Origin of the sequence: Rhodomicrobium sp., from assembly GCF_047605405.1 — a bacterium.
Lineage (GTDB): Bacteria > Pseudomonadota > Alphaproteobacteria > Rhizobiales > Rhodomicrobiaceae > Rhodomicrobium > Rhodomicrobium lacus.
Genome location: NZ_JASGFR010000010.1, coordinates 64,503 through 85,934 on the forward strand (window position 1 = coordinate 64,503; position 21,432 = coordinate 85,934).

The window sequence follows — 21,432 nt, forward strand, 5'->3', positions numbered from 1 at the left end:
TGCGAAGCGTGCTTCGCGTGATGGTGCGCGACGCGAGGAAGCGGGGGGACAGAAGGGCACGCCATGAAGGCATTTTCGTCGCTCGGGGCTGTTCTGGCCCTCTGGCTCGGCGTGAGCTTCGCGCTTTGGCTTCTCTATCGCCTTTTTCGCAGCCACGACGGTTCGCGCCGCAAGGCGCTGGTCGACGACGCGCTTGCGCTGGTGGACGAAGGCGCTGAAATCCTTGCCGCGCTCCGCAGGCGTCCGCCTTCGCCGCGAACAGCCGCTTTCGACACCGAAGACGATGTCCGTGAGGATGTGCGCCGCCTTCTGAACGGCATCGAGGCGAACAGCGCCTATTTCGACCGTGTCAGTACGCTGAAAAAGAAAATTCAGACGGCATTCGACGTGCCGGATTTCGCGCCGCTCGCGGAGGTTCTGCAAATCCGACGCGACTTCTGGGCGGCGTCCGAGATATTCCTGATCGAAGACATCCGCCTGCTCGGGCCGGAACTCGCCGACGAGCATGCGCTCGAAACCTTTCGCGACGAGGCGCATGCGCTTCTGTTCCGCGATCCCGACGCTGACTGGAACCCGAAGCTCGCCGATCTCGATCCGGTCGCGCTGCGCCTGTCGCTTGCGCGCCAGGAGGCCGAAGCCTTCGCGGTTCGCGTCTCCTGCGTTATCGCTGCGGAACGGGAGCAGGGCCGCATACCGCGCCCGTCCGAGATCGCGGCGGTGCCGTTGTCGCTGTTCCGCGCCGCTGCCACGGTCTGGCGCGAAGGGCGGAGCATCGCCGTCGACGCGGCGGCCACGGCGCGGCGCTTTGCCCGCTCAGTCGGCGAGAAAGGCTTCGCGGCGGCGGCTGAGGAACTGCGCCGGGCGCGCACCGACCTGCCGGGACAGTTCGCGAGCGCCTTCGAGCGGGCGGGCGGTCTCGCGCGCAAGGGTGGCGAGGGGCTGAAACGGCATTACGAATTCGTGCTTGAAGCGCAGGAGCTTCGCGCGCGCTACGCCGAACTTCTGGCCCGCGCGCCGCATGTCAGCGAGAAGGGGCGGCAGTTCCTTGCGCGGCTCGAACTGGAGCGCCGTGCGGAGCAGCTTCGCGACACGTCCGGCGGCGCATCGGACTGGCTCCGCCAGCGGGTGGTGATCGGCATCGCGCTTCTTATTCGCGGCCTGCAACATGTTCAGGCGAAGATCACGCCGCAGAAGAACAAGCAACTTGCCGTGCGTCCGGCGGCGGGTGAACCGGCTTCGCCGCAATCCGCCGCCGACGCGCACGACGCCGCGCCGGAGCCGCTGCGCGCCTTGCTTCTCCCCTCGACGGCCTATGCGGGCGGCGTTCGCGGGCGGGCGAAAGCGCCATCGACGCGAAAGGCGGCGGACGTCGGGCCGCCTCGCGGAAAAAGCCGCAGCGGTTCGCTGCTCGACCGCCTCGAAGGGGTCGGCGCGGAACCGGCCAGCCCCGCCGATACAGGTGCCGATCCGATGGCGAAGGCGCCGCCGCAAGCAAAGCCCGCAAAGAAAAAGGGTCACCATCTCTTCGGTTGAGAAGGCTCGGCGAGCCATCCTTTTCCCGATGCCCATGCCGATGTTAGGATGGTGACAATCCTTCGAGCGTGAAGGCTTCCGCTGTCCGAGGCGATGCGATGTTCCTGAACTTTTTCTACGAGTTGAAGAACGCAGGTCTGCCGGTGAGCGTGAAGGAATATCTCACGCTGCTTTCGGCCGTGGATGCGGGCGTCGCGGGCAAGAAGATCGAACATTTTTATTACCTCTCCCGCGCCTCGCTCGTGAAGGACGAGCGACATCTCGACAAGTTCGACCGCGTGTTCGGGCAGGTCTTCAAGGGGCTGGAAAGCATCGGCGAGAGTATCGAGGCGGAAATTCCCGAGGACTGGCTGCGCGCGCTCACCGAACGCTTTCTGACCGACGAGGAGAAGGCGCAGGTCGAGGCGCTCGGCGGCTGGGACAAGATCATGGAGGAACTGAAGAAGCGCCTCGAAGAACAAAAAGAGCGCCACGAAGGCGGTAGCAAGTGGATCGGCACGGGCGGCACGTCGCCGTTCGGCGCGTATGGCTACAATCCCGAGGGCGTGCGCATCGGTCAGGCCGGAAACCGCAATTTCCGCGCGGTGAAGGTGTGGGACAAGCGCGACTTCAAGGATCTCGATGGCGAGGTGGAACTCGGGACGCGCACCATCAAGCTCGCGCTGCGCAAGCTCCGCCGCTTCGCGCGGGCGGGGGCGGCCGAGGAACTCGACCTCGACGGCACGATCAAGGGCACGGCGCACAAGGGTTATCTCGACATCGCGTTCCGGCCCGAGCGGCGTAACACGGTGAAGGTGCTGCTGTTCTTCGATGTCGGCGGCTCGATGGACTATCACATCAAGGAGACCGAGGAACTATTCTCCGCCGCGCGCTCCGAATTCAAGCATATGGACTATTTCTACTTCCACAACTGCATCTATGAGGGCGTGTGGAAGAACAACGCGCGCCGCCATGCCGAGCGCGTGCCCACGTGGGACGTGATCCACACCTACCCCTCCGATTACAAGGTGATCTTCGTCGGCGATGCGGCGATGAGCCCTTACGAGATCGCGCTTGCGGGCGGCTCCGTGGAGCACTGGAACGAGGAAGCGGGGCAGGTGTGGATGCAGCGCATGCTCGACACGTTCAAGCATGCGGTGTGGCTCAACCCTACGCCCGAGCGCTATTGGAGCGAGACGCCTTCGCTGCGGATGATGCGGCAGATCATGGAAGGCCGCATGTATCCGCTCACGCTCGACGGCATCGAGGCCGCCATCGCGGAGTTGCTGCGGTAGCGCGACGACAAATCTGTGCGCCGTGAAGTGGCTCCGCCCTCCGCCGTTACTGTGAATGTCCCAAGGAACAAGCGGCACGTCGCTTCGTTATCAAGCACGGATCATGCCTGTTTCTTCAGCATTGCACAGGAGTAAATGATGACAATGCCCGTCCGCGCGCCTGCCATGGTCATGGCCATGGTCGCGATGTCCACGTTCGCGCACGCCGAACCGGCCAAAGTCGAAGGCACAGTAACCGACGTGCTCGGCCAGCGGCTTGTGGTCAAAGGCACAGACGGCAAGGTGCTGGTCGATCTCGGCCCGGAAGGTAAAGGCCAGACTGCTGTAAAAGAGGGCGACAAGGTTCTCGTCGACGGCGACATCAAGCCGGATGGCCAACTCAAAGCCGCCAACGTCACATCCAACGGTCAGACCTACCGGCTCGAAGAAGGCAAGAGCTGGGCCGACTGGCTGCTCGGCCGTAACGGCGCCGAGGAACGCGCCTACACCGCAGCCGATGCCCGGAAAATCGCTACCGAAAAGGGCTTTACGCTGACGACCGATCCGACGCCTGACAAGCGCCACTACGTTGCAACCGCAACCAAGGACGGCAAAACCTGGGAGATCGACATTCACCGGGACGGCAATATCGTCGAACAGACACCCTTCACGGCTGCCGACGCCAAAAGGATAGCCACCGAGAAAGGGTTCTCACTGACAAGCGATCCGGTGGCGGAAAAGAAGCATTTCGCGGCTACCGCTACGAAGAACGGCAAGACCTACAACATCGATATCCACCGCGATGGCGACATCAAGGAAGAGGTCGCTTTCTTCGCTCCCGATGCCCGGAAACTCGCGACGGACAAAGGCTACCAAATTGTGGGCGAGCCGCAGATGGAGAAGAAACACTTCCAGATGCTCGCCCGAAAGGACGGCAAATATTACGCAATCGATGCCCACCGGGACGGTTCCGTGAAAGAACTGCGCCCTGTGGACAAGAGCGACATCCGCTGGGGCCCGATGATCAACTAGTCGAAAATTGGGGCGGGAAGCCAGCCGCATAGCTGACCTCCTACCTGTTACTATATTCAGGCTGCGACGCCTGCGATTTCGGACAGAGGTTCGCCCGCGTGGGCGCCCGCGAAGCGGATGCCGTCGAGCGCCACATAATGCGAGCGGAAAACCTTCCGGTCGAAAATGACCGTTCCGTAGAAATAAAGGCGCGGGATCGCGTCCGTCAGCCCGTTCGCGGTCGCGTAGGCGTCCCAATCCTTGCCCGCCTTTGCCCAGGACGCGTCGTCGAAACCGGGCGCAAACGCAATCGCCGGTCCTGCCTCGCCACCCGTCGGCGGCTTCAGATAGGCGAAGTCGCCCATGCGGTCGTCCTGGCGGCCGAAATCCCTGCGCGAAAAACTGAGGTTGCGCTTGCTGAACGTGGACAGAATGACGACCTGCTTGCCGGACCATTTGTAGCGCGGCACACCGAACAGCGAATATTTCGTGTGCGCGGCGAATTCGGCGAAGGTGATGGGCGCATATTTCACGCCGTTGAATTCGTACGGGTCGAAGGGAGTAACGGCCTCCTCGGCGGTCTCTGCTATGGGCTCGCCTTGTTCGATCGGGTGTTCTTCGGTCATCTCAACCGCATCTCTCTGAGGGTTATCGGGATGGCGTCGTGCGGCACCTCGCATGACGCGCAATTTTCTTCGCCACTGTGGCAAAACGGGGACAGACGCGCAAGGCGTCCATGCGCCGCGCTCCGGCAAAGGGCTACCCCCAAGGGCCAGGTTTCCAGGGCGGCGCACCGTCCGATGCGGTCGCAACGGGAGGCTGAAAACGCGGCTGGGACTCGTCATAGGTTCGATCCGGGGCGAACCGCCAAAGCGGAATCAGCGCCAAGCCCGCCACGAACCCCCCGATATGCGCCCACCACGCAATGCCACCGCCCGTGTTCGGCTCCGACAGGTCGGTGAATCCCTGAGCAAACTGAATGCCGAACCACACGAGCCAGAAGAAAAGGGCCGGCACCCTGAAGACGAAGATCAGGATCAGGATCGTGAGGCGCGCGCGCGGAAATGTGGTGGCGTAGCCGCCGAACACGCCCGCGATAGCCCCGGACGCGCCAAGCGTCGGCACATCCGAAAGCTGGTTGAACCAGGCGTGTACGTAGCTCGCGGCGACCCCGCAAAGGAGGTAGAAACAGAGGAACTGCCAGCGCCCGACGCGGCCTTCAAGCGATGAGCCGAAGACGAAAAGCAACCACATGTTGATGATGAGGTGCAGCCATCCGCCATGCATGAAGGTGCCGGAGATGAAAGGCAGGTAATCCGTGCCCGAGAGGCCCATATAGGCGGCCCAGGCCGGATCGAAATACCGGCGCGGGATCAGCGCGTATTCCATGGCGAAGGCGTGCGCCTCGGCTTGACTGAGGCTCGACTGGTATAAGAAGACAAGCACGTTGGCGAGGATCAGGCCATAGGTCGCCACCGGCGCGAAGGGGATGCGGATCGAATCCTTGATCGGGAACATCCGGCGTCCCTTCCCCGCTTACGAAGCAACGGTGATGCTGTCTTTGAGCGCGCCGAGAACCTCTTCCGTGTGATCGAAAATCCAGTAGTGGCCAGCGCCGACAACCCGCACGGGCCTGCATTGCGGCACAAGCGCGCCGAGGTGCAACGCCGCCGAAACCGGCACGTTCCGGTCCGCCAGCCCCTGCCACAGCAGGAATGGCGTCTTGATCGCCTCGAACGGGATATTCCAGGGCTCGGAAAAGAGCCTGAACTCCTGCACGACGCCGCGAATGCCGGGCCGGATGCCCTCGATAACGCCCGCCAGAACATTCGCCTTGACCTCGGGCCGCGACAGGATCGGGGCGTCCGCTGGCCCCGCGCGGCGCATGAGCCCGCGAAACATGGCGTCGGGCGCGGCGTTGAACAGCGCGCGGCTCAGCGAAAAGACGCCCGTCATCGCAAGTGTATAGTGTGGCATCGAGCGGAAGAAGATCGCTTCGCCGCGCGGCAGGGTCGGCGGTCCTTCGGGCGGGCAGAGCGGGCCGACAGGGCTGACAAGCGCCGTGGCGATCACACGCTGGGGCAGAAGCGCTGCGCTCGCGGCTGCATACGGCCCGCCGCCGGAGACACCCGCGACCGCGAACCGCTCGATGTCGAGATGATCCGCGAGAGCCGCGACGTCGCCCGGCCAGTCGACGAGCTTTCTCTTCGGCTGAAAGTCGGAGAAACCGAAGCCCGGGCGGTCGGGCGATATGAGGCGAAGGCCGAGCCTTCGCGCGGGCGCGTCTGCGAGGCGATACATGAGCCGCGAACCGGGCGTGCCGTGAAACACGAAGACGGGAGCCCCCGACTGGTCCCCATATTCGGCCCAGGCGAGCTTGCGGCCCCCGGCAAGCGTCAGCGTTCGCGGTTCATCCGCCGGAATGGCGTTATCGGCCTGCCGGGTGCTGGTTGCAAAAGCCATGATGCGCCTTCCGGTTGAAACATCGCGAGCGGATTTAAATATAGAAAAAAGCCCCGCCCCATGGCGGACATATCTCGGAATGTTAGCACATCATGACAAGGAGAAAACGATGGCTGACGAAGGTTCGAGCAAAGGTCGCAGCGCCGCGCCCGCGCGCTACGGAGACCCGTTTCAGTCGTTTCGGTCCGAAATGGACCGGCTTTTTGAAAACTTTCTGTCGGGAGTGCCGCAACTGGCGGGATTCCCGCAGCGCGCATCGGCAGGTCACGGGCTGACGCCGTCTTTCGATGTGAAGGAGACGGACAAGGACTTCGTGGTGAAAGCGGATCTGCCGGGCATCGACGAGAAAGACCTGCAACTGACGGTGCACGACGGTCAGCTTCGTATCAGCGGGGAGAAGAAGAGCGAGACGTCGGAGGAGCACGAGAACTACTATGTGAAGGAGCGCAGCTTCGGCTCGTTCACGCGCACTGTCCGGCTGCCCGACACGGTCGATGAAGACAAGGTCGAAGCGACCTTCGACAAGGGTGTGCTTACGGTCACACTGGCGAAGAAGGACGACCACATAAAGCCGCAGAAGAAGATCGAAATCAAAAGCGGTCCGGCGTCTGCCTAGCGGTCCGATCCCGACATATGCATCTTTTGCCGATCAAATGTCGGGATCGAAAGGACACCCGACAGAATGGCGGCGGATGGCGGGTGGCGGCCTCTCCGCCGCTCTTTCACGGTTTGTTTCGCCACTTGAAGTTTCGTTAGCAGTTTATCCACATGGCGCCCTTGACACTTTGGCACAAAAAGGGAACATTTAGGGATCATAACGCGTATATGTCACAGAGTTTGGACGCTTCGATGCCGATCCCGATTTCACGCCAGATATGGGAAGCCAAGTATCGTTTTTCGCCCGCCGGTGGGGAGCCCGAGCGATCCGTTGCTGAAACCTTCGCGCGCGTGGCAAGGGCCGCCGCCGCTGCGGAACCCGAAGCCAGACGAAAGGAGTGGGAGAAGCGCTTTCTCGATGCGATGACGGATTTCGCCTTCATGCCGGCGGGACGCATCCTCGCGGGCGCCGGCACCGGCCGCGAAGTCACCTTGTTCAACTGTTTCGTTATGGGAGAGATCGGCGATGACATGGGCTCGATCTTTACCCATGTTCGCGAGGCCGCGCTGACGCTTCAGCAGGGCGGCGGCATCGGGCACGACTTTTCCACGCTGCGGCCAAAAGGCGCGCCCGTGAAAGGGGTAGGCGCGGATGCGTCCGGCCCGGTCAGCTTCATGGATGTGTGGGACGCGATGTGCAGGACGATCATGTCCGCCGGATCGCGGCGCGGCGCCATGATGGGCACGCTCCGCTGCGATCATCCCGATATCGAAGCCTTCATCGAAGCGAAGGCCGACCCGGCGCGTCTCAGAAACTTCAATCTTTCGGTGCTCGTGACAGACGCTTTCATGGAGGCGGTCAAGGCGGATGCGCGCTGGCCGCTCATGTTCGGAGGCACCCTGTTTCGGGAGGTCAGCGCCCGGGGCCTGTGGTTGAAGATCATGCGCAGCGCCTACGACTACGCTGAACCGGGCGTGATCTTCATCGACCGCGTCAACGCCGCGAACAACCTTGCCTGGTGCGAAACGATTTCGGCGACAAATCCCTGCGGCGAACAGCCCTTGCCCCCCTACGGCGCGTGCCTTCTCGGCTCGATCAATCTCGCCGCGCTCATCGAAAGGCCCTTTGAAACCGGCGCCCGGCTCGACGAGGCGCGCCTCGGAAGGCTCGTGCCCGTCGCGGTGCGCCTTCTCGATAACATCATCGACGTCTCGCGTTATCCGCTGCCGTCGCAGGAGCGCGAAGCGAAGGCGAAGCGGCGCATTGGCCTTGGCGTTACGGGGCTGGCGGATGCGCTGGTTTTCTGTGGTGCGCATTATGGCGAGGAGAGCGGACGAGCGCTCGCTGCGTCATGGATGGCGCGCATTTCGCAACTGGCGTACGAGGCGAGCGTCGGGCTTGCGAAGGAGAAGGGCGCGTTTTCGCTGTTCGACGCCGATGCCTTCCTGGCGCGGCCCTTCCCCGCCTCGCTTCCGCCGTCACTGCAAAAGGCCATCCGGCAACACGGCGTCCGCAACGGCGTTCTCACCTCGATCGCGCCGACGGGGACCATTTCGCTTCTCGCAGGCAATGTGTCGAGCGGCGTGGAGCCCATCTTCGATTTCGAATTCAGTCGCCGGGTTCTTCAGCCCGATGGCTCCGCGCGCCACGAAACGGTTGAAGATTACGCGGTGCGCGTCTTCCGCGAAATGCGAGGCAGCGCGCCGCTGCCGCCCGCCTTCGTCGCGGCGCGGGAATTGACGCCCGCTCAACATATCGAAATGCAGGCCGCGCTTCAGCGTCATGTCGATGCTTCGATATCCAAGACAGTCAACTGTCCGGCGTCCATCCCGTTTGAGGACTTCGAGATGCTGTATGCCGATGCCTGGCGCCTGGGCCTCAAGGGGTGCACCGCATACCGCCCCAACGCGGTGACGGGGGAGGTTCTCGCTTCCGCGCCCGCGGCGACTGCGGTGCCGCCAGCTCAGCCGGCGCTTCCGCTCGCTGCTGCCCCGCCGTGCGAGGTCCACGCCGTCGAACCGTTGCCTCGTCCGCGCGAACCCGTGCTTTCGGGCTTCACCTACAAACTGAAATGGCCCGGCTCGGACCACGCGATATACGTCACCATCAACGACAGCATCGAGGACGGCGAGCGCCGCCCCTTCGAGATCTTCATCAACTCCAAAAACCTTGAGCACTACGCCTGGACGGTCGCCCTCACGCGCATGATCAGCGCCATTTTCCGCCGCGGCGGCGACGTGGGGTTCGTGGTTGAGGAGCTCAAGGCGGTTTTCGATCCGCGAGGCGGCGCGTGGATGGACGGGCGCTACGTCCCGAGCCTCCTTGCCGCCATCGGCGATATCGTCGAGCGGCATTTCATCCATATCGGCTTTCATGGCGTGGCGTCCGAGCCTGACCGACTCAAAGTCCCCATCGGGCCGCAAGACGACGTCCAGAATGGCGCGCGGCTCCCTCTGACGAATCTCTGTCCGAAATGCGGGGCGCCGGGGATGATCTCGCAGGAAGGATGCCGCACCTGCCGTGTCTGCGGGTTCTCCACATGCAATTGAAACAGGCCTCTGCCCGCCGGGTGTTCGACCTTTGCGCAACTTGCTCTGGGATAGCCAATCAAACATAAATAGCGCTGAAAAAGCGCATCGTGGAGGACGTCATGACGGGCAAAATTTATCCGGTCTCCGAGGCCTGGAGCAGCTCGGCCTATATTGATGAAAACAAGTATCGCGCGCTCTACGAGCAGAGCGTAAGCGATCCCGAAGGCTTCTGGGGTGAACAGGCCGCCCGCATCGACTGGATCAAGCCCTTCACGAAGGTCAAGAACACGTCCTACGACCCGCATAACGTTTCGATCAAATGGTTCGAAGATGGATCGCTGAACGTCGCGGCAAACTGCATTGATCGCCATCTTGAAACGCGCGGCGATCAGGTCGCCATCATATGGGAAGGCGACGAGCCGAACCTGGATCTCAAGATCACCTACCGCGAGCTTCACGACCGCGTCAGCCGCTTCGCCAACGTGCTGAAAAAGCACGGCGTAAAGAAGGGCGACCGCGTCACGATCTACCTCCCGATGATCCCCGAGGCGGCTTACGCGATGCTTGCCTGCGCGCGCATCGGCGCGATCCATTCAGTCGTTTTCGGCGGGTTCTCGCCGGACAGTCTTGCGAGCCGCATCGTCGACTGCGATTCGAGCGTCGTCATCACGGCGGACGAGGGCGTGCGCGGCGGCCGCAAGGTTCCGCTCAAGGCAAACGCGGACAAGGCACTGGAAAAATGCCCGAGCGTGGAACGCGTGCTCGTGGTGAAACGCACCAATTCTCCTGTCGGCTGGACCGCAGGCCGCGATTTCTGGCTCGCGGAAGAAATGGAATCCGTATCTGCCGACTGCCCACCGGAAGAGATCAACGCGGAAGACCCGTTGTTCATTCTCTATACGTCCGGCTCGACGGGGCAGCCGAAAGGTGTGCTTCACACGTCCGGCGGCTATCTCGTCTATGCTTCGCTGACTCATCAGTACATCTTCGATTACAAGGATGGCGATATCTACTGGTGCACGGCGGATGTGGGATGGGTCACCGGCCACAGCTACATTCTCTACGGTCCGCTCGCGAACGGCGCGACGACGGTCATGTTCGAGGGCGTACCGAATTATCCCACCGCGTCCCGCTTCTGGGACGTCATCGACAAGCATCAGGTGAACACGTTCTACACAGCGCCGACAGCCATTCGCGCGCTGATGGGCGCCGGCGACGAACTCGTCAAGAAGACGAGCCGCAAGTCGTTAAGACTGCTGGGGAGCGTCGGTGAGCCGATCAATCCCGAAGCCTGGGAATGGTATTATCACGTCGTCGGTGAGCAGCGCTGCCCCATCGTCGACACCTGGTGGCAGACGGAAACCGGCGGCATTCTCATCAGCGCGCTCCCCGGCGCCATCGCCCTCAAGCCCGGCTCGGCCACGCTGCCGTTCTTCGGCGTGAAACCCGCGCTCGTGACGCCTGACGGCCAGAACATCGAAGGCGCCGGCGAGGGCAACCTGGTCATCACCGATTCGTGGCCCGGTCAGATGCGCACCGTCTACAAGGACCACACGCGTTTCGTGCAGACCTATTTCTCGTCCTATCCCGGCACCTACTTTACCGGCGACGGCTGCCGTCGCGACGAAGACGGCTATTACTGGATCACTGGCCGCGTCGACGACGTGATCAACGTGGCGGGGCACCGCATGGGTACGGCGGAGGTCGAGTCGGCGCTTGTGGCTCATCCCAAGGTGGCGGAAGCGGCTTGCGTGGGGTATCCCCACAGCCTCAAAGGTCAGGGCATCTATGTCTACGTCACCCTGATGGAGGGCATCGAGCCGACCGAGGCGGTCCGTACCGAATTGCGCAATTGGGTTCGGCAGGAAATCGGACCGATCGCGACGCCGGATCTTATCCAGTTCGCGCCGGGTTTGCCGAAAACGCGCTCGGGCAAGATCATGCGCCGTATCCTGCGCAAGATCGCGGAAGACGACTTCTCCAACCTGGGTGACACCTCGACACTCGCGGAACCTGGCGTCGTGTCCGATCTCATCGAGAACCGCATGAACAAGGCCGTCGCCTGATTGAAGGCGGGGGCGGCAAAAGCTCGCCCCCCGCATTCCAGCTGAGCCTTGCGCGGAGCTGTTACTTCAGGGCCACGGCGTTCCGCGAGAAGCGTTCGTGGCCGACCCAGCGCATGCATTTCCGCTCGAATCCGGTTAATAGGCAGGCCGTGGATGACATTGGAAAGAGCCATGCCTGAGCGGAACTTCGATAATGCAGACGTCAGAGCGAATCTGGGCTTTCGCCCCACACTCCTGACCCCTGTCATGGAACGAAACGCGCTGGAAAGCAGCGACGTTGAAGACTTTCTCTCGGTCCGCCTCTCTGCAGCGGAGGAATCCGGCGAGGGTGTGGCAGAGCACTGGCTTAGTTGACCTCCAGCGCGGCCACTCGCGGCGTGCATCGAAGAGCCGAGAGCGCGTCTGGAAAAGTGCAGCGGTTCCGGGCGCGCGACAAAACAAAAGGATGAAGCGAGCTTTTGCTTCGATCAAAAGCGAGATGCTCGCGTGCTTCGCAGTGGATCAGCCCGCGTCAAGTCGGCATCGATCGATGTGGGCAAGGTGAGCGCCAATATAAATCTGCGGCGCCATAAATCTACGGCGTGGTAGGGCGTCCGATTTACACCGTGACGCCGTAAACCTCACGAGCCAGTCCATTCCGGTGCACGCTTCTCGATAAAGGCACCGATGCCCTCTTCAGCGTCGCGCGTGAGCATGTTTTCCACCATCACTTGGGCCGTGTAATCATACGCGGCCGCGAGCGGCATCTCGGCTTGTGCGTAGAACGCCTTCTTGCCGATAGACAGCGTCAGCGGCGACTTCGCGGCGATCTTCTGGGCCACGGCGAGCGCCGTCGGAAGAACCTCCGCGTCCGGCACCAGCCAGTTGACGAGGCCGAGATCCTTGGCGCGCGCCGCGTCGATCATGTCGCCGAGCAGCAGCATTTCCATCGCCGCCTTGCGCGAAACATTGCGCGTCAGCGCGACCATCGGCGTGGAGCAGAAAAGACCGATATTGACACCCGGTGTTGCGAATTGCGCGTGGTCGCCCGCAACCGCCAGATCGCAGCTCGCGACAAGCTGGCAGCCTGCGGCGGTCGCGATCCCGCCCACCGCCGCGATGACCGGCTTCGGACAGGCCACGATGGCCTGCATCAGCGCCGCGCACGCGCGCATCGTCTGGTCGAAAAACGCGCGGCCCCGATCCGCATCCCCGCGGTGGGCGGTGAGTTCCTTCAGATCGTGGCCGGCTGAAAACGCTGGCGGCGCGCCCGCGAGCACGATTGCCGCCACCTCGCGATCGGAACCCTCCGCCGCGATGGCGTCATGCAGCGCCGCGATGAGGCCGAGCGACAGGCTATTGCGCGCCCTCGGCCGGTTCATGGTGAGGATCGAGATCTTGCCCCGCCGCTCGGTGAGAAGCAGCGGCTCGGGCGTGTCCGGTATCTGTGTCGCGGTCATGCGTTTCGTCTCCCTTTTTCGGGAGAGTAAAGCGAAACGCCGCCGCGCGGAAACACGACTACGTCAGCGGAACGGGGCAAGCGGATCGCTGGCTATGGAAAGCAGGGTCGCCGATCCCGCGGTGCCTACGCCTTTTTGAGCGATTTCCTATCTCGGTCCGCGATGGCTTCCGTCTTTGCGGACGGCAACTTTGCATATAATTCGTCGATTTGCTTCGGGCGATAGAGGAGATCTTCCACGATTATATTCACAAGCTCGAAGAGTACAGCCGCTGTCTCGCGATCGTCCTTGATGTTCATTAATCCCGGATGCACGGCTTCGTTTCCGATGACGCGGACAACATCGAGCGCCTTTTGAATGTCGGGGCGAAGATCATGCTTCACCAACTCGGCAATTGCTTCATTGATTCCGAGTTGCTTTCCGAGCTTGTGATTGCATAATTTCTGCACGCAAAGACGCAATAGAGCGGCCGCTCCTCTGGGTGAAGCATTCAAGATGCTCCGAGCTTCTTCAAAATCCGCCTTGATATCTTGAGGCATTTCAGGATTCGGAGCGATCCCGTAGCGCTGATTGGGATATACCAGCTGATCGGTGCGCCAGAAGCCTAAGTCGTCACAACTTGCACACTGACTGATGTAAAAATTCTCAATAAGATTGAATGAGGAATTTTCTTCTTTCGAATTTGCAAGCCGCATGCCCAACTTCGAGGTGGCGATCGAAATAAAATGGTCCCTTTCCGGATTTGTTTTATAGGGGATTGCGCCAAACCATTTTTGATCCGAGAATGCGCCGCAATGGGGACAGTTGAATGACTTTCTACCCAAAGAAGGTGCTACATAGTTCGCCTGCATCTATCCCCAATCAATAAATCAAACCGCCTCCACGAAACTCGCGACCACCTTCTTCTGTCCGGCCTTCTCGAAATCCACCGTGAGCTTGTTGCCCTCGATCTCCGTCACGCGGCCATAGCCGAATTTCTGATGGAAGATGCGCTGGCCGACCGAGAACGCGCACACCTCGGCGACGCTCTTCGCCACAAGCTCGCCCTCGATCTCGCGCGGAACGGGCCGCTGCCGGTTCTTCGCCGCGCCCTCGCTCCGCCAGTTCGTCTGCGCGCGCTTCCAGCCCGGCGTGCCGCGCTCCTCGTAATCGAACGGTGAAACGTCCGGCTCATCGAACCGGCTTGCGCCGTAGCCGCCATTCGCCGCGCCGAAACGCCCGTAACCGTAGCCGCCGCTCTCAATCTTGAGTTCGGCATGCTCGACCGCAAGTTCGTCGAGAAAGCGCGACGGCAGCGCCGATTGCCACGAGCCATGCACGCGCCGGTTTTGCGCGAAGCTGATGATGAGCCGCCGCTTCGCGCGCGTGATGCCGACATAGGCGAGGCGGCGTTCTTCCTCCAGCCCCTCCTGCCCGTTCTCGTCGAGCGCGCGCTGATGCGGGAACAGCCCTTCCTCCCAGCCGGGCAGGAAAACCACGCCGAATTCGAGGCCCTTGGCGCCGTGCAGCGTCATGAGGCTGACGCGGTCGCCATCGGCGGCCTGATCGGCGTCCATCACGAGCGAAACGTGCTCCAGAAATGCGCCGAGACTGTCGAACTGATCCATGAAACGGATGAGTTCTTTCAGGTTTTCGAGCCGCGTCTGTGCCTGCGGGGACTTGTCCTTCTGCCACATCTCGGTGTAGCCGGACTCGTCGAGGATGAGTTCGGCAAGCTCCGTGTGCGGCATCGCGCCCATGAGGCCGCGCCAGCGCTCGAAGCTGTCGGTGAGCGCGCGAAGCGACCGGCGCGCGGCGGGCTTCAGGTCTTCGGTTTCGGTGATCTGCCGCGCGGCGTGGAACAGACTCAGCCCCTCGGCGCGCGCATGGCCGAAGATGGTCTGCACGGCCTGCTCGCCGAGCCCGCGCTTCGGCACGTTGACAATGCGCTCGAAACGAAGATCAGCGGCCGGATTTTGCAGCACTTCGAGATAGGCGATGGCATCCTTGATTTCCTGCCGCTCGTAGAAGCGCGGGCCGCCGATGACGCGATACGGCATGCCCATCGTCACGAAGCGGTCTTCGAAGGCGCGCATCTGGAAGCTCGCGCGAACGAGGATCGCGATGTCGTTCAGCGCCACGCCCGCGCGGCGAAAGCGGTCGATGTCCTCGGCGGCGAGCCGCGCTTCCTCGTCGTCGTCCCACACGCCGCGCACGGCGAGCTTTTCGCCCATGTCCGCGCCCGCTATGCCGGTGCGCAGCGTCTTGCCGAGGCGGCCTGCATTGTTCGCGATGAGCTTCGAGGCCGCGCCGAGGATGTGCGGCGTGGAGCGGTAATTCTGTTCGAGGCGGATGACGTGCGCGCCGGGAAAGTCCTGCTCGAAGCGCAGGATGTTGTCCACCTCCGCGCCGCGCCAGCCGTAAATCGACTGGTCGTCATCGCCGACGCAGCAGACGTTGTGATTGCCTTGCGCGAGAAGCCGAAGCCACAAATATTGCGCGACATTGGTATCCTGATACTCGTCCACCATGATGTAGGTGAACCAGCGGTGATATTGCTTCAGGACATCCGGGTTTTCCTGGAACAGCCGGATGTTTTCGAGCAGGAGATCGCCGAAGTCGACGGCGTTCAGATCCTTGAGGCGCTTCTGATAGGCGGCGTAAAGCTCGATGCCGCGCCCGTTCGCGAAGGAAAACGCATCGCCCGCGGGCACCTTCTCCGGCACGAGGCCCTTGTTTTTCCAGCCGTCGATGAGCCCCGCGAGTTGCCGCGCGGGCCAGCGCTTTTCGTCGAGCCGCTCCGCCTGAATGATCTGCTTCAAGAGCCGGATCTGATCGTCGACGTCGAGGATCGTGAAATTCTGCGAGAGGCCGACAAGCTCGGCATGGCGGCGCAGGATGCGCATCCCGATGGAGTGGAACGTGCCGAGCCACGGCATGCCCTCGACCGTCCCGCCGACGAGCTGGCCGACGCGCTCCTTCATCTCGCGCGCCGCCTTGTTGGTGAAGGTGACGGCCAGAATTTCATTGGGCCGCGCGCGGTGCGTCCACAAAAGATGCGCCATGCGCGTCGTGAGCACGCGGGTCTTGCCCGTGCCCGCGCCCGCGAGCACCAGCACCGGCCCGTCGAGCCGTTCCACGGCCTCGCGCTGCTCGGCATTCAGGCCTTTGATATAAGGGGGCTCGGGCGCTAGCGCATTCGATGCGGCGATGGCTGCGGCGATGTTCAGACGACTCGTTGGCATGAACGAGATATAGCACGCCGCGCCCGGCATGCCACGAAGCGGCGACAGTTTTCACCAAAGGGGGAGGCGGCGGAGTTTGCCTAATGGGGAAAGGGCGCACCGGTTCCTGACAAGCTTTCCGCCGCGAGCCGCATCGAAGCTGCGATAGCTATTTTCTTCGGCGACTGGGCAACGCTTCCATTGCGGTCGGCCACGAAGCGGTGACATCGTCCTTCGGCTTTTTGGCGGTTTTGCCTTTTCCGGCGTTTGTCGGCTTCTTGGAGCTTGTCGCCTTTTCCGACTTCGCGTGAATATCCTTGGCAGATGAGGCGAGATCGGAAAGGTGGGCGCGCAGCGTCGAAGCGCTGGCTTCGGTCAAGCCAGGGTAGTGTTTATCTATTTTCTTTGTTAGCGCCTTGATATCTTTTTCATTTAAGCCGTCTATCGTTAACAGCAAAGCCTTGCTCGTTATTGCCGCGTTCAATGAACGTAGCGTCTCGACGTCGATATTCTTTTGTTTCAGAAATTTCCCAAGCAACGCCGAAGCCGAGTTGGCGATGTCCTTTTCAATCGGTTTGAAAAGCTCAGCGTGTCGGGCGATGTCTTTGAACAACTGCACTCCGTCGATTTTGCTCGTCATTTCAAGCCCCGGATTTCTGTGGCGAGATTCGATAACACGTCAGAAAGTTTCGAATATTTTTGCGTGTAGGTGCCGTCCATAAAATTCATAGCCTGCGCCATCGCGGTAGATTCCGGTATCACGGTATCGAACACGCCGAATGTGCCGGAGGACGCTTTCGCCTTGTCGATGATAATTTTGTGGTGCTCGGCATGATGCCTTGTGTTGTTTTTTCTTGCGATCAGAACGTTTGCAGACAAATTCGGTCTTTGTTGTCTGATCTCTCTCAAAATGCTAGCGGTGAAAGCCGCCACGCCGAGTGTGGAGAGAAAATCGGGAATGGTGGGTACGATGATGTGATCGGATATCATCATCGCGGCGGTCGTGAATGCCGATATGCCCGGAGCGCAATCGAATATTATGTAATCATAATGCTGACGTAACTGTTCCACTATAGGCGCAAGGAGATGGATTGTTTGCCCCTCTATTGCCTCCATACTAAGATTTCTTTTGGTAAGCTTGTAAATAATTTCCCGCTCGGTAATTCTCAGGTATGGAGAGGAAGCCAGAAGCGAAATTTTGAGCGGTTGGTTCAGATGAGTAACGAGGCTAATATTCCTATTTATATAAGAATCCATTGAGCGACGATCATTTTCAACCAATCTCCAATAGAAAAAGTCGTCGATAGTCTTGTCGGCTTGAATGATTTCAGTGAGCTTGTCGTTTCCAGCGATACAGTGTGATGCGTTGGCTTGAGTATCGACGTCGATCACGAGCACGGAACAGGCAGGATCGGTCGCAAGAGTTTCGGCCAAAGCTATCACCGTCGATGTTTTTCCGACGCCGCCCTTCATGTTTACAACACTCAAAACCTTGCCAGCCAAATTCAATCTCCAATTAAGAAGACAGCAACACTCTGCTATTGCTCAAAAAAATCACTCTCTCGTGCGGCCTTGCGTCAAAAATCCCGCGCGACGCAAACCGCAACCTTAGCTTATACGCAGCATCGGCAACCTTCGCAACACAGCCTTCGCCTGATGCTTGCCGTGATATGAGAGAGGCAGCACGGGGGGGGGCTGGGCAACGGAACGCCGCGCGCATTTTCGACGGCGCAAAGGCGAGGGCGCGGCGGGACCCTTGTGCCTCCAGTTTCGGTTTTTCCGGCGCGTGCGCTGATCTCGCGCCTTCCGCGTTGCAGCGTCCCTCTATTTTTGCCACCAACAAACGGTACGCATGGGTTATGTGTTCGCGGTATACTAGGCTGCACCGAAACCGATGAAGCCGCATGAACAGCCCGTTGGACGAAGGAGTGACGCGCATGCTGAACTGGATCTCCCGTGTGTGGAGGACCAGCGTGATCGGTTCGTTTCTGGCGGGCCTGCTGTTTCTTCTCCCGATCGTCCTCACAGTCTTCATCGTTGCGTGGATCATCAATTTCGTGCGCGGCGCCATCGGCCCCGGCACGGTGCTCGGCGATCTTTTCACGCGCGGGGGCAATTATCTGATCGGCGGCAGCCAGGACACACTCGCGTTCTGGCTCGGCATCGGCATCGCGCTCATCGGCATCTGGCTTCTCGGCCTGATCGTGAAAACGCGCGCCAAAAGCATCATCCAGAACTATCTGGACAGCTTGTTCTCTCGGGTGCCGCTCATACGCTCGATTTACAGCCCGGTCTCGCGCGTGGTTCGCCTCGCAACGGACAGGTCCGGCGCACCGGGCGACCTGTCGAGCATGAGCGTGGTTTCGTGCCGCTTTTTCGGGGAAGGCGCACAGGGCGTCGACATCCTCGCCCTGCTTGCAAGCCAGCAGCTTTTCACCATCGCCGGGGAGCGCCGCAGGCTTGTCTACTTGCCGGCTGCGCCAATCCCAATGTCGGGCGGCCTCGTTTTTGTGTCCGACAGCGCCATCACACCCGTGCACGACATGAAGGTGGACGACCTTCTGAAGATTTACGTATCGCTCGGCGCGCTTGCGCCCGAAGTCATTCCGCAGGGCTCCGATCCGCGTCGCGCCATCACGGCGTTGCCGGGCCCGCGCACACCGCCGCAGGCGCCCATCACGAAGCCGGAGCACGTGTGAAGGAAATGCGAAATTGACGCAAAGCAGGCGTAGACATCCGGCTTCCGACGCATTATAGAACACGAACCGCGACGGAGCGGGCGCATAGCTCAGTTGGTAGAGCAGCTGACTCTTAATCAGCGGGTCCAAGGTTCGAATCCTTGTGCGCCCACCAACGCGATCAAGGGCTTAGGCGACAAACCGCGTAGTCTTCCTCCCAAAAAATCGTCACTGTGTCGTCACGGTGAAGGAAATCCACGGCAAGCGCATGATGCGTTGCGCGCAGATTAATCGGCGGGCTCATCAAAGCGGTTGCGCCCCCGCGCCTTCAGCGTGTCGCGCTTACGCTCGCCGAAACGGGCGAGCGTAAATCTCCAGCAAGCTTCGTCGTGATGCGCGCTGGGCACTTGCATCGTTCTTCAAAGCAGCGAGAAGCGAGCGAATTGCTTTGGCGAGTTTCAGCTTTCGCTCTTCATAGGGCGCGCTGGCGATGAGATGTCGAGCAGAAGCGCGGCTTCCGGCCACGACCCGGCGGCATTACCTTCACGCCGCAGAATTCGCAACTCACCGCGCTACTTTCGGCCGCTTTTCGAGCGCGCAAGGGCACTCCCGATCATCTCGTCACCCCGTCGAGAAGCTTCTTGAGCCGCTGGGGTTCGGATGGTGGCGGCGAAGCGTCTGTGTCGCGGCGCTTCCGGTCTTCGGCGTGCAAGCGTCTTCGCTGATGCCTGCGATCTCCAGGTGAAAGACGCGACAGCTGCGAAACGCGCAAAACAGTGAGAAGCGGTTTTCCTGATAGGCTTCAGCCACGGGGCCCGCCTCTGCGAAGCCACTATTCTGCGCCGCCTGAGCTGCCGATGTAGCGCAGCGCGCCGGTTGAAAGCGCGCCGCCGACGACGCAGGGAATGCCCGCCGTTCCGACGCTCGCCACCGCAAGGCCGAGACACCCCGCCGACATCGCCGCCTGACCGACGGAACCCCATGTGAGGAGATCGCGCGTCGAGCCGGGCCCCTTGCGCTTCAATTCGTCCAGCGCCGCAAGCGCGTCCTTGCCGAGCCGCGCCGTGTCAGCGAGTTCCGCCGCCTCGATCACTTCGGCGAGGATGGGTTTCACCTTTTTCGGCTGCCGCTCCTGCAGGGTCTTCAGCACGCGCAGAAGGTCCGCGTCGCGCGCCGCGTTCGAGGCCAGCGTGAAGCGCGCCATGCTGCCGATGGTGAGCTTGTCGACGCTGTCGCGCTCCTTCGACCATGGCAGCAGCGTCACGATCTGCGCGATCGGGCCCTCGCGGCCCGTGGCGAAGTAGATGCCCCACAGCGTATCGATCAACTCGGCGTTGGAGGCGAAGGTGATCTGCCGCTTCCTGTCTTCTTTTTCCTTTTCCTTGTCCTTGAAGAACATGTCGCCGTTGAAGAAGCTCTGAACCTTCTCCACCGTACCCGGCTTGTAGGGTTCGAGGGCGATCTGGTTCAATGTCGGCAATTCCCCCGAAAGATAGCGCTCGGCCATCACGCGCCGATCGGGCAGGCGAGCGGCGAGCACGCTCATGTGGTTGCGCCAGTCGGGGATCTGCGAATAGGCGACGGCCCGGATCACGAGCCATTGATCCTCGAAGGGCAGAGGCAGCGTCTTCTCGATGATGGCCTGCGCCTTGCTCGGGTTCGCGTTGAGCACGCCTGCCAGAAAGCCGACATAGAGCCCGGAGGAATCCGGCTCCTTCAGCGCGCCGGAACGGCTCAGCATCTGGATAACGGCGGGGACCGCCAACGGCTCGGGCTTGGCGCGGTATTTTTTGATCCAGCGTTGACCGGCCTCGGGCCAGTTTCCGTTCGCGGGCGGCGGAGCGGCATGCGCCGGAAGGAGAAGCGCAACGATAAGGAACGGAACGAGAAAGCGGCGCATGAACTCTGTACTCAGGGACGAACGCGACCGCCAAGCGGTCCCGGCGTTCGATGGGCGCAGACTGAAACGCGTCGGGATGGCCATTTTATGAAGCGACTGTGGCGGGACGATCACAAGCTTCCTCATGACCGAGAGGGGACTTGCGGAATCGGGCTTTCCGGAAGGTGCCGAAAACTCACGGTTGCATTGCCGAGGCGCCGTTTGCGCGCTGGAAGAGGATATGGCACGAGTTGAGACCAATCGCGCGGGTTACGAGGCGCCCGGACAGCCCGATCATATACGGAGACAATCGCATGAACGATCCCACGGTTCGCCTGACACAACTCGGACAGCGCGCCAACCTGCCCGCGTCGCCGGACGAGGCGGCGCTTGAAACCGTGCCAAACCCTCATCTCGGTTCGCTCTATGTCGTGCGCTTCACCGCGCCGGAATTCACGTCGCTTTGCCCCGTCACGGGCCAGCCGGATTTCGCGCATCTCGTGATCGACTATGTTCCCCGCGACCTGCTTGTGGAGTCGAAGTCGCTGAAGCTTTATCTCGGTTCGTTCCGCAATCACGGCGCGTTCCACGAAGATTGCACCGTCGCCATCGCCAAGCGGCTCGACGCAGCGCTGAACCCGCATTGGCTGCGGATCGGCGGTTACTGGTATCCCAGAGGCGGCATCCCCATCGACGTGTTTTTTGCTGTTGGCGACCTTCCGCACGGGCTCTGGGTGCCAGATCAGGGCGTTGCGCCCTATCGTGGGCGCGGCTAAAA

At 61.5% G+C, this 21,432-nt stretch carries 17 protein-coding genes and 1 tRNA gene; 9 read left to right on the forward strand and 9 right to left on the reverse strand.

Going from position 1 to position 21,432, the window contains the following annotated elements; all coding sequences use genetic code 11:
- The first annotated feature begins 63 nt into the window (after nucleotides 1-63).
- The 3 genes from QM659_RS06070 (at nucleotide 64) to QM659_RS06080 (ending at nucleotide 3,818) form a co-directional block, all read left to right on the forward strand.
- Nucleotides 64-1,533 (forward strand): hypothetical protein, encoded by a 1,470-nt coding sequence (locus QM659_RS06070; RefSeq protein WP_415187737.1) that lies wholly within the window; start codon nucleotides 64-66, stop codon nucleotides 1,531-1,533.
- Between the two features lie 98 nt (nucleotides 1,534-1,631).
- Nucleotides 1,632-2,807: a vWA domain-containing protein gene (locus QM659_RS06075; RefSeq protein ID WP_415187738.1), complete on the forward strand. Its 1,176-nt coding sequence runs from the start codon at nucleotides 1,632-1,634 to the stop codon at nucleotides 2,805-2,807.
- Between the two features lie 138 nt (nucleotides 2,808-2,945).
- Nucleotides 2,946-3,818 carry a hypothetical protein gene (locus QM659_RS06080; RefSeq protein ID WP_415187739.1) on the forward strand — a complete coding sequence of 291 codons (873 nt, stop codon included), beginning with the start codon at nucleotides 2,946-2,948 and terminating at the stop codon, nucleotides 3,816-3,818.
- 56 nt (nucleotides 3,819-3,874) lie between these two features.
- Here QM659_RS06080 and QM659_RS06085 read toward each other — a convergent pair whose 3' ends face one another.
- From QM659_RS06085 to QM659_RS06095, 3 genes are all read right to left on the reverse strand, one after another.
- On the reverse strand, nucleotides 3,875-4,423 hold the full coding sequence (locus QM659_RS06085; protein ID WP_303484253.1) for a hypothetical protein: 549 nt from the start codon (nucleotides 4,421-4,423) through the stop codon (nucleotides 3,875-3,877).
- A gap of 133 nt (nucleotides 4,424-4,556) precedes the next feature.
- Nucleotides 4,557-5,315: a rhomboid family intramembrane serine protease gene (locus QM659_RS06090; RefSeq protein ID WP_415187740.1), complete on the reverse strand. Its 759-nt coding sequence runs from the start codon at nucleotides 5,313-5,315 to the stop codon at nucleotides 4,557-4,559.
- A gap of 18 nt (nucleotides 5,316-5,333) precedes the next feature.
- Entirely contained in the window at nucleotides 5,334-6,260 is a 927-nt protein-coding gene (locus QM659_RS06095; protein WP_415187741.1) for an alpha/beta fold hydrolase, read from the reverse strand.
- A gap of 109 nt (nucleotides 6,261-6,369) precedes the next feature.
- Between QM659_RS06095 and QM659_RS06100 the strand changes: the two genes are divergently transcribed.
- From QM659_RS06100 to acs, 3 genes are all read left to right on the forward strand, one after another.
- Nucleotides 6,370-6,876, forward strand: coding sequence for an Hsp20/alpha crystallin family protein (locus QM659_RS06100; RefSeq protein WP_415187742.1), 507 nt, complete (start codon nucleotides 6,370-6,372; stop codon nucleotides 6,874-6,876).
- A gap of 209 nt (nucleotides 6,877-7,085) precedes the next feature.
- A complete protein-coding gene (locus QM659_RS06105; RefSeq protein ID WP_415187743.1) occupies nucleotides 7,086-9,407 on the forward strand; it encodes an adenosylcobalamin-dependent ribonucleoside-diphosphate reductase in 2,322 nt (773 codons plus the stop codon).
- A 101-nt stretch (nucleotides 9,408-9,508) separates the two neighbouring features.
- Nucleotides 9,509-11,455: an acetate--CoA ligase gene (gene acs, locus QM659_RS06110; RefSeq protein WP_303484263.1), complete on the forward strand. Its 1,947-nt coding sequence runs from the start codon at nucleotides 9,509-9,511 to the stop codon at nucleotides 11,453-11,455.
- Between the two features lie 620 nt (nucleotides 11,456-12,075).
- Here acs and QM659_RS06115 read toward each other — a convergent pair.
- The 5 genes from QM659_RS06115 to QM659_RS06135 all read right to left on the reverse strand — a co-directional run bounded on the left by QM659_RS06115 (nucleotide 12,076) and on the right by QM659_RS06135 (nucleotide 17,600).
- Nucleotides 12,076-12,894 carry an enoyl-CoA hydratase gene (locus QM659_RS06115; RefSeq protein ID WP_415187744.1) on the reverse strand — a complete coding sequence of 273 codons (819 nt, stop codon included), beginning with the start codon at nucleotides 12,892-12,894 and terminating at the stop codon, nucleotides 12,076-12,078.
- Between the two features lie 125 nt (nucleotides 12,895-13,019).
- A complete protein-coding gene (locus QM659_RS06120; RefSeq protein ID WP_415187745.1) occupies nucleotides 13,020-13,745 on the reverse strand; it encodes a DUF4145 domain-containing protein in 726 nt (241 codons plus the stop codon).
- Nucleotides 13,746-13,763: 18 nt separating this feature from the next.
- A complete protein-coding gene (locus QM659_RS06125; RefSeq protein WP_415187746.1) occupies nucleotides 13,764-16,118 on the reverse strand; it encodes an ATP-dependent helicase in 2,355 nt (784 codons plus the stop codon).
- Nucleotides 16,119-16,266: 148 nt separating this feature from the next.
- Complete coding sequence (locus QM659_RS06130) at nucleotides 16,267-16,737, reverse strand: hypothetical protein (protein WP_415187747.1); 471 nt, start codon at nucleotides 16,735-16,737, stop codon at nucleotides 16,267-16,269.
- Nucleotides 16,734-17,600: a ParA family protein gene (locus tag QM659_RS06135; RefSeq protein ID WP_415187748.1), complete on the reverse strand. Its 867-nt coding sequence runs from the start codon at nucleotides 17,598-17,600 to the stop codon at nucleotides 16,734-16,736. The genes QM659_RS06130 and QM659_RS06135 overlap by 4 nt, the downstream gene beginning before the upstream one ends.
- A gap of 401 nt (nucleotides 17,601-18,001) precedes the next feature.
- On the opposite strand from QM659_RS06135, the gene QM659_RS06140 reads away from it, so the two are divergent.
- Both QM659_RS06140 and QM659_RS06145 read left to right on the forward strand, forming a co-directional pair.
- Nucleotides 18,002-18,796, forward strand: coding sequence for a DUF502 domain-containing protein (locus tag QM659_RS06140; protein ID WP_415187749.1), 795 nt, complete (start codon nucleotides 18,002-18,004; stop codon nucleotides 18,794-18,796).
- A gap of 78 nt (nucleotides 18,797-18,874) precedes the next feature.
- Nucleotides 18,875-18,950, forward strand: a tRNA-Lys gene (locus QM659_RS06145).
- Nucleotides 18,951-19,607: 657 nt separating this feature from the next.
- On the opposite strand, the gene QM659_RS06150 is transcribed toward QM659_RS06145, so the two are convergent.
- The gene (locus tag QM659_RS06150; RefSeq protein WP_415187750.1) at nucleotides 19,608-20,675 is read right to left on the reverse strand and encodes a hypothetical protein; all 1,068 of its coding nucleotides are present in this window, start codon (nucleotides 20,673-20,675) and stop codon (nucleotides 19,608-19,610) included.
- Nucleotides 20,676-20,968: 293 nt separating this feature from the next.
- On the opposite strand from QM659_RS06150, the gene queF reads away from it, so the two are divergent.
- On the forward strand, nucleotides 20,969-21,430 hold the full coding sequence (queF, locus tag QM659_RS06155) for a preQ(1) synthase (RefSeq protein ID WP_415187751.1): 462 nt from the start codon (nucleotides 20,969-20,971) through the stop codon (nucleotides 21,428-21,430).
- Nucleotides 21,431-21,432 lie beyond the last annotated feature (2 nt).